The following is a 6885-nucleotide window of genomic DNA, read 5'->3' on the forward strand; positions in this document are numbered from 1 at the left end:
ATGAGTACGCCTCCGCTTGAGGCCTTGCCACGCCTTGCATCTGGAGCTTTTTGAACGGCCTCGGGCGGTAGTTTAGAAACATGTTTATTGTTTTTTTAATGTGTTTTTCAACACTCTCCTAGCTAAGGTTAGGGGACACACCTCTAGCTAAGGTTAGGGGACACACCTCTAGCTAAGGTTAGGGGACACACCTCTCTTTGGAGCATGGCTTTCGGGTCAGAGGAATGTCCCCAATGTATATGGCTTTCGGGTCAGAGGAATGTCCCCAATGTATATGACTTTGGGGTGAGGAATGTCCCCAACTTATTCGAACTAAGTTCGCTCTAAGGGTTCGGAAGGGAAATAACCCCTTCCGAGCCCAAGGTTCACTTATATTGATAGCGCCGGGGAATGGTTATTCCTGGCGCTTTTTAATGTTTATTATAATTGTGGTTAATTTTCGCTCTGATTGCTGCTGTTATATATTTGTTCCATGTTTTTAATATTGCTCAGTACCAGGCCTTTTACTATAATAACCTATGCCGGCAATTCACCTGAGTCTAAAAAAAACAGGTGAATTTATATTAATAAAACCAGCAAGGTAGTATGGAAAAATAACAGTAGTTAGGAGTGCGGATATAATGAAAAAAACAATCATTATCATTATGGCGTTGCTGTTTTCCATGGTAATCGGTTCCGCGGCGTTTGCCGGTGAGGGACAAACTATTTATTTTGATAACCTGAAGAGTGTCAGCTACGGCACCCACGGCCATATCTGGTCCGGAGATATTGACAGCCGGGCGTTGCCGGCGGATCTGAAAATCTATAACCGGCTGAAATATGGTGACAGGTACGGTTACTACAACAACGTAGCTGATGTCCGCTACCACGGGGATTACGACCGGGATGGCCAGTGGCATTTTTATAAAGATGCCAGGGGAGTTCTGCACTATATTTACCTGGACCCGGACCGTGACTACGAATGGCAAAGCTACAAGGACCAAAACGGTGTAACCCAGTACTATGTCAGGGATATAGGCTGGAAATAGTCTGTAGCATGGCCTAAGGCCGGCCGGCTATAGAAAAATATTTAACCGAGCTGTAAAGGGCTGTCCGCCAGGGACAGCCCTTTACTCTTTAAACGGTCTGTAAGCCCGGTTCCTGAAGACCGGGGAAAACAGGCCCCAAAGCTTGAACCTGTATTTTGTTCAAAATAAATTACAGTTTGGTATTGCAGGACGGGTTTTCACTCAATAATAAATAAAGCTCCTTTTCCTCGGCTTCAATCCGTTCAAAAATTTGGGCAATAATTTGTTTGGATTCCGTTGCGAAATCCACTGCTTTTTCCTTAATAGCATTGGGATTGCCAATATATTTATGTATATAAAGATCAAATTTGGCAGCCAGCTCACCCATTTTTTTAACGAGTTTGTCCGCGGTGGCCCTGGCGTTGTCCTGGCTGCTGTTAAGAAGACATGGATAAAGGTAGTCATCCTCAAATTTTAAATGCATTTGCAAATAGGCGCTCAGGTGCCCGAGTTTTAACGCTATCCACAGGGTATTTGGGGGAATATCGTCTTCGCAATAAACATCCTCACTTAACTCTCTCAGAAGTTTTTTTATTTCCTGGTGATGTTCATCGATCTTGTCAACAAACATATTTTCACCCCGCCCGCTCATTATGTATTTTTTAATGTATTATAGCACAACATAAAGTCATTTCAAAAATTCCGGCCGGGCTGTGGCGGGGGAAAACATTAATAGGAAAAAATTGGTAATCCATTACAGTAATATTTTTGATTATTTTGGGGCAAAATTATAATAAAGATTGGTACTTTCCAAAAATACCATTTATAATCTGTCATTTGAATTTATCTTCTGAATATGATAAAATTTTGCCCGGTGTTAAAAAGTTGGAAAAACAAAAAACATCTTTAGGCCTCTGGTTACAGGTACGGATGAAGATATTTAACGTTATTCAGCTTTTTGATTCACTTAAATAAAAAGGAGGCCGATAGTATGCAAGGCAAGGTAAAATGGTTCAACGCGGAAAAAGGTTTTGGTTTCATTGAAACCAATGAGGGAACGGATGTTTTTGTTCATTTCTCAGCCATCCAGACCCAGGGATTTAAAACCTTAGATGAAGGACAGGCTGTTGAATTTGATGTTGTTGAAGGCCAGCGCGGCCCTCAGGCAGCCAACGTAGTTCGTCTCTAAGCCAAAACAAAGAACCGGGGAAAGGGCATTTCAAAACTGAAATGCCCTTTTTTGGTTTATTCCGGAGGGAACCTTTTCGCAGCCTTACAGTCTATATATATGGAACCTGATTTTATTAAAAACAGGAGGAAGTTTGGGTAATGAAAAGAAAATTGTCAATGGGGATTTTTTTTGTCTTTTTGCTGGGTGTGTTTCTGGTCGGCTGCTCAGCCGGGGACCGGAACGGGGACGCTAAAAACGGGACGCCCGGGCAGGAGACCGCGGCCGGCGGGGATGGCGGCGGTGAAGACAAGCAAAAGGACTTAATGGACCGGTTTAATTCAGTTGCCGTAAAAGATGCCGGTGTTACCGGCGCCATCAGTTTTATTGACAAGAACATATCCCTGGCCACCGGGGAAAATGCGTCAAAAATGATTATTAGGCTTGAAGAACTGCAAAAAGAATATTTGCCCGATTTGGAGCTGAAGTATAACAATAGTGAAACTATACAGAGTAAAATGAGACAGGTGTATAAACCCGGCTTCGATATTTATAAAATTGATCACATAAAAGACCAGGAATTAAGCGCACTTTTAATGGAAACAAGGAACGCGGGCTTTAAGGTGGAAACGGCGGAGGGCACTTATTTTCCGGTTATTGATTACGGATTTTACAAAAAGTACAGCTCCCGGGTAACCCCCGACATAAAGGATTACATTGATTTAATGGCCGTGGACTCCGATCAGGTTTCCGTTAAAGACGCCGCTTTTGTTGTGGGCTGGGACGAAATTATGAAAAGGGCGCTGAGCCGGGAGAAATTTATCGCTGCTCACGGCGATTCCGCAAAAATTGATGATGTCCGGGAGCAATTTGAAAGATATGTTTCCTTCGCCCTGTACGGGGCTAATAATACCCCGGCGTTCAGTTACGAGCAAAATGTGTTAGACCCCGAAGCCAGGGAGGCCTATATTAAGATTGCGGCTGTTAATGACGGCAGCGAATTCAGAAAGACCATACGGGACTTTTTAAGTGTGCTGGAAAAGAATAACTACAAATTAACTAAGGATGTAGATGAATTCAGGAAGAATGCCCGGCAAGACCTGGCGGGAGTGATATAGTTCCGCTATAAAATTTGGTTTGGGCTCTTTTGATACAAAAGGCCGGCTCCGGCACCCCGGGGAAAATGCCCCGCAAAGCTTTAATAAAGCCTTGCGGGGCATTATTTTATGAGCATTTTAAAACCCCTCAAGGCCGGTTGGAATTATCCCGTCAGCAGCCTGTAAGACCCCGCCCTGCTTATTATTCCGGCTGGAAAATCAGCTCCTCCCCGTCCCCGGGGATTAATACCCTTTCCCCGAGGTTTTCGGTTTCCAGACGCCGCCGCAAATCATTACGCGTCAGCAGGCAGTGATTGAACGCCTCCAGGTGCACGGCCACAACCTTTGTGCCGGCCGCCTGCCGGCAGACTTTTACAACATCCCCGGCATCCATGATAATGGGGCCCCCGGTGAGAAACCGGGCTGCGCCGGCATATAACACGGCAACTTTGGGCGAGTACCTGTCCAGGGCTTCCGACACTTCCCGGCACCAGATGGTATCCCCCGCGATGTAGAGTAGGGATTCGCCCCGGTGCTGCAGCACGTAGCCTGATACCGCGCCCATTTTCCGGCCGATTTCCCCGCTGCCGTGCTGCCCCCCGGTGCGGATGACGGTCAGCTCTCTCCAGGTGAGGGCGCTGTCTACGGGCAGCACCCGGGTAAAGCCCAGGGAGGCTATTTTTTCACCATCCGCCGGCTGGCAAAGGACCGGAATGGACTTGGGCAGCATTTTGGCCGCGGCGTCGTCAAAATGGTCCCGGTGGGTGTGGGTTAACAGTACGGCGTCGACGTTCAGCAAGCTTTCCGCCGGTACCGGAAGAGGCACCAGGGGATTGGGGCGCTGCCGGGGAGAATCGGCAACCGGCCCCATTGCGCCGGCGGGGGACAGCATGGGGTCCACAAGAATGTTTGCGCCTCCCACTGTGACCCGCATGGTGGCGTGACGAATTAATTTTATTTTCATTTTCACCAGCCCTGTCGTATATTTTAGATGTAAGCATAACAAAAACAGATTCTTATTGCCAGTTGCCGGGTAAATAAACAGCAGGACATAATTGGCCGGTGAAAGGAGATGAGCCGTTATTATTGATTCAACGGATTTAAACATACTGCGCTATTTAAAAAAGGATGGCCGGGCCCAGTGGAAAGAGATAGGCGCCGCCGTTCATCTGACCGGGCAGGCTGTGGCCGACAGGGTCCACCGGATGGAGGATCTGGGAATTATTAAAGGTTTTACGGTGGATGTTGACGAGGGCAGCTTGGGACTGCAGATAACCGCCCTGATCACGGTGTGCATGAAAACTGCCGAGCACCACGTTCTGCACAATTTTATCCGGGACAGGCCTGAAATAAGGGAAGCGCACAGGATAAGCGGGGATGGCTGCTACTGGCTGAAAGCCGTATTCCAGACCAACGAACAATTAAGCCGGTTTCTTGACCGGCTGCTAAATTACGGGAATTACCGGATCAGTTTATCCATTGACACCATTAAATGATATCATCATGTGGCTGTTCCAGAAATATATGCTTGTCTTTGGAACCGCCGGTTCCAAAGACAATTGGGAATATAATTCCATGGTAGTTTCCCTGACGTTGCCCATAATAATGTATCCCCTGTTTTTGTCGGCAATAATATTTTAATTCGGATTGCGAAAAAAGATGGGACAGTATTTGTTAATTAGATGTTTTGCAGTTCCCACATTTTGCGGTAAAGCCCGCCCTTCTCCAGCAGCTCGCTGTGCCGGCCCCGCTCCGCCACCCGGCCCCTATCCATTACCAGTATTTCATCCATGCCCTCAAGACCGGTGAGGTCATGGGTGATGGCCACGGTGGTCCGTCCTTCCATCAGGCGGCTGACGGATTCCATCACCTTCCGCCCGGTCACCGGGTCAAGCCCCGCGGTGGCTTCGTCCAGCAGCAGCACAGGAGAGTTTTTCAGCAGCGCCCGGGCAATGGCCAGGCGCTGGCGCTGGCCTCCGGATAGTTTAAAGCCCCTTTCCCCCACAGGGGTGTCGTAGCCCCGGGGAAGACCCTGGATAAAGTCGTGGATTTGGGCCTCCCGGGCGGCCCGCAGCAATTCTTTTTCTCCCGCCCCGGGCTTTGCCAGCAATAAATTCTCCCGGACAGAGGCATTAAAAAGATATGTATTCTGGGTAACCACGCTGATATGACGCCGCAGCTCCTCCGGGGGAAAAGCCTTTAGCTCCTGTCCGCCCAGGGAAATTGACCCTTCCCGGTAATCCCAGAAGCGCAGTAAAAGGTTCACCAGGGTGCTTTTCCCGGCGCCGCTGGGCCCAACCACGGCCAGCCTGCCTCCCCGGGGCAGCGCAAAATCCAGCCCGTCCAGTGCCCGGGGCTCCCCCGGGGCATAGCTAAAGCTCAGGCCCCTCACCCGCAGATCATAGCCCCGGAGCTTTGGTGAAGGCGCCGGGGGCTCCGGCACCGCCGGTTTGGCGTCAATAACGGCGAATAGCCTGCGGGCCGCCGCCAGGCTCTCCTCTATATGTTGAAATACCATGGGCAGGGGCAGCACCGCCTCAAAGCCGCCCAAAGTCACCAGGGCCAGCACGGCCAGATAAATCCCGTCCAGGTCCCCCCGGGTCACCAGGGGTATGGCCAGCAATAGAATAGACCACATGGCAAGGTTCATCAGCAGGCCTGCCAGGGCCGAGGATAAACTCCTTATACCGGCTGCCCGCTCCTGTAAACCCAGAAATTTTTCGCTTAGCTCCCCCACCTGCCGCTGTTGCCGGGCAGACAGGTTGAATGCCGCGATTTCGGTCATGCCCTGAATGGTATCCACCATTTGGGTATTCAGCGCCGCCCTGGTTTCCCCCAGGAGCCCGCCCCCGCCCCGGCCGAGGGCCCTGACCGCCAGGGGCGCCGCCGCGGCTGCGGCCAGGAAAAAGAATAGAAAGACAAAAGCCGGGCCAAGTCCGAACCGGGCCAGAAAGGCGAAAACCCCAAACAGCGTCAGCAGGGCCACCAGCGGCGGCGCCAGCACCCGCAGGTAAAATTGCTCCAGTGTTTCCACGTCCGCCGCCATGCGGCTGACCAGCTCGCCGCTGCGGTATTCCATCAGCCGGGCCGGCGCCAGAGGTTCCAGGGCCTGGTAAAACCAGACCCTTATATGGCTCAATAACCGGAAAGTGGCGTCATGGGAGAAATATCGCTCCAGGTACCGGAAAACCGCCCGGGAAATACCGAAAAAACGCACTCCCACAATGGCCTGCATTAATTCCAGAACCGGCGGGTGCAAGGCCGCTCCGGAGATGAGAAAGGCCGAGGCGCCCAGCAGTCCCGCGCCGCTGCCCACGGTGAAAAAACCCAATAGAGTTGCCAGAAGCATGGATTTCCAATGGGGGGCCATGAGTTTCACCAGACGCGCAAAATCCTTCAACCCGCACCTCCATATAAGTAAGTCCAGGGGTTATCCCCTGCCGAACATGCGTTGGGGGCATTCCTCACCCCAAAGGCATATACATTGGGGGCATTCCTCTGACCCGAAAGGCATATACATTGGGGACATTCCTCTGACCCGAAAGCCATGCTCCAAAGAGAGGTGTGTCCCCTAACCTTAGATAGAGGTGTGTCCCCTAACCTTAGATAGAGG

Annotated in this window: 7 protein-coding genes; 4 read left to right on the plus strand and 3 right to left on the minus strand. The window is 50.5% G+C overall.

Translation table 11 applies throughout. The annotated features are described in order from the left end of the window. Window positions 1-620: 620 nt before the first annotated feature. The gene (locus tag DCCM_RS14045; RefSeq protein WP_104373020.1) at window positions 621-1028 is read left to right on the plus strand and encodes a hypothetical protein; all 408 of its coding nucleotides are present in this window, start codon (window positions 621-623) and stop codon (window positions 1026-1028) included. Window positions 1029-1197: 169 nt separating this feature from the next. Here the strand turns inward: DCCM_RS14045 and DCCM_RS14050 are convergent, their stop codons facing one another. Continuing rightward, complete coding sequence (locus tag DCCM_RS14050; RefSeq protein ID WP_165792172.1) at window positions 1198-1638, minus strand: hemerythrin domain-containing protein; 441 nt, start codon at window positions 1636-1638, stop codon at window positions 1198-1200. 360 nt (window positions 1639-1998) lie between these two features. Here DCCM_RS14050 and DCCM_RS14060 point away from each other — a divergent pair, with 360 nt between their 5' ends. Then, the gene (locus DCCM_RS14060) at window positions 1999-2196 is read left to right on the plus strand and encodes a cold shock domain-containing protein (RefSeq protein ID WP_104373023.1); all 198 of its coding nucleotides are present in this window, start codon (window positions 1999-2001) and stop codon (window positions 2194-2196) included. Window positions 2197-2336: 140 nt separating this feature from the next. Continuing rightward, window positions 2337-3293 (plus strand): hypothetical protein, encoded by a 957-nt coding sequence (locus tag DCCM_RS14065; protein ID WP_104373024.1) that lies wholly within the window; start codon window positions 2337-2339, stop codon window positions 3291-3293. 181 nt (window positions 3294-3474) lie between these two features. Here the strand turns inward: DCCM_RS14065 and DCCM_RS14070 are convergent, their stop codons facing one another. Next, the gene (locus DCCM_RS14070) at window positions 3475-4236 is read right to left on the minus strand and encodes an MBL fold metallo-hydrolase (RefSeq protein ID WP_104373027.1); all 762 of its coding nucleotides are present in this window, start codon (window positions 4234-4236) and stop codon (window positions 3475-3477) included. Between the two features lie 121 nt (window positions 4237-4357). Here DCCM_RS14070 and DCCM_RS14075 point away from each other — a divergent pair, with 121 nt between their 5' ends. Then, entirely contained in the window at window positions 4358-4768 is a 411-nt protein-coding gene (locus DCCM_RS14075; protein WP_269433756.1) for an Lrp/AsnC family transcriptional regulator, read from the plus strand. 182 nt (window positions 4769-4950) lie between these two features. Here DCCM_RS14075 and cydC read toward each other — a convergent pair whose 3' ends face one another. Further along, window positions 4951-6672: a thiol reductant ABC exporter subunit CydC gene (cydC, locus tag DCCM_RS14080; protein WP_104373026.1), complete on the minus strand. Its 1722-nt coding sequence runs from the start codon at window positions 6670-6672 to the stop codon at window positions 4951-4953. Between the last annotated feature and the right edge of the window lie 213 nt (window positions 6673-6885).

Origin of the sequence: Desulfocucumis palustris (genome assembly GCF_002933875.1) — a bacterium.
GTDB classification, from domain to species: Bacteria; Bacillota; Desulfotomaculia; order Desulfotomaculales; family Desulfocucumaceae; genus Desulfocucumis; species Desulfocucumis palustris.

Excerpts from the sequence above, each read along its gene's own strand:
- DCCM_RS14045 (WP_104373020.1), top strand. The coding sequence starts at position 621 with ATGAAAAAAACAATCATTATCATTATGGCGTTGCTGTTTTCCATGGTA.
- DCCM_RS14050 (WP_165792172.1), bottom strand. The coding sequence starts at position 1,638 with ATGTTTGTTGACAAGATCGATGAACATCACCAGGAAATAAAAAAACTT.
- DCCM_RS14060 (WP_104373023.1), top strand. The coding sequence starts at position 1,999 with ATGCAAGGCAAGGTAAAATGGTTCAACGCGGAAAAAGGTTTTGGTTTC.
- DCCM_RS14065 (WP_104373024.1), top strand. The coding sequence starts at position 2,337 with ATGAAAAGAAAATTGTCAATGGGGATTTTTTTTGTCTTTTTGCTGGGT.
- DCCM_RS14070 (WP_104373027.1), bottom strand. The coding sequence starts at position 4,236 with ATGAAAATAAAATTAATTCGTCACGCCACCATGCGGGTCACAGTGGGA.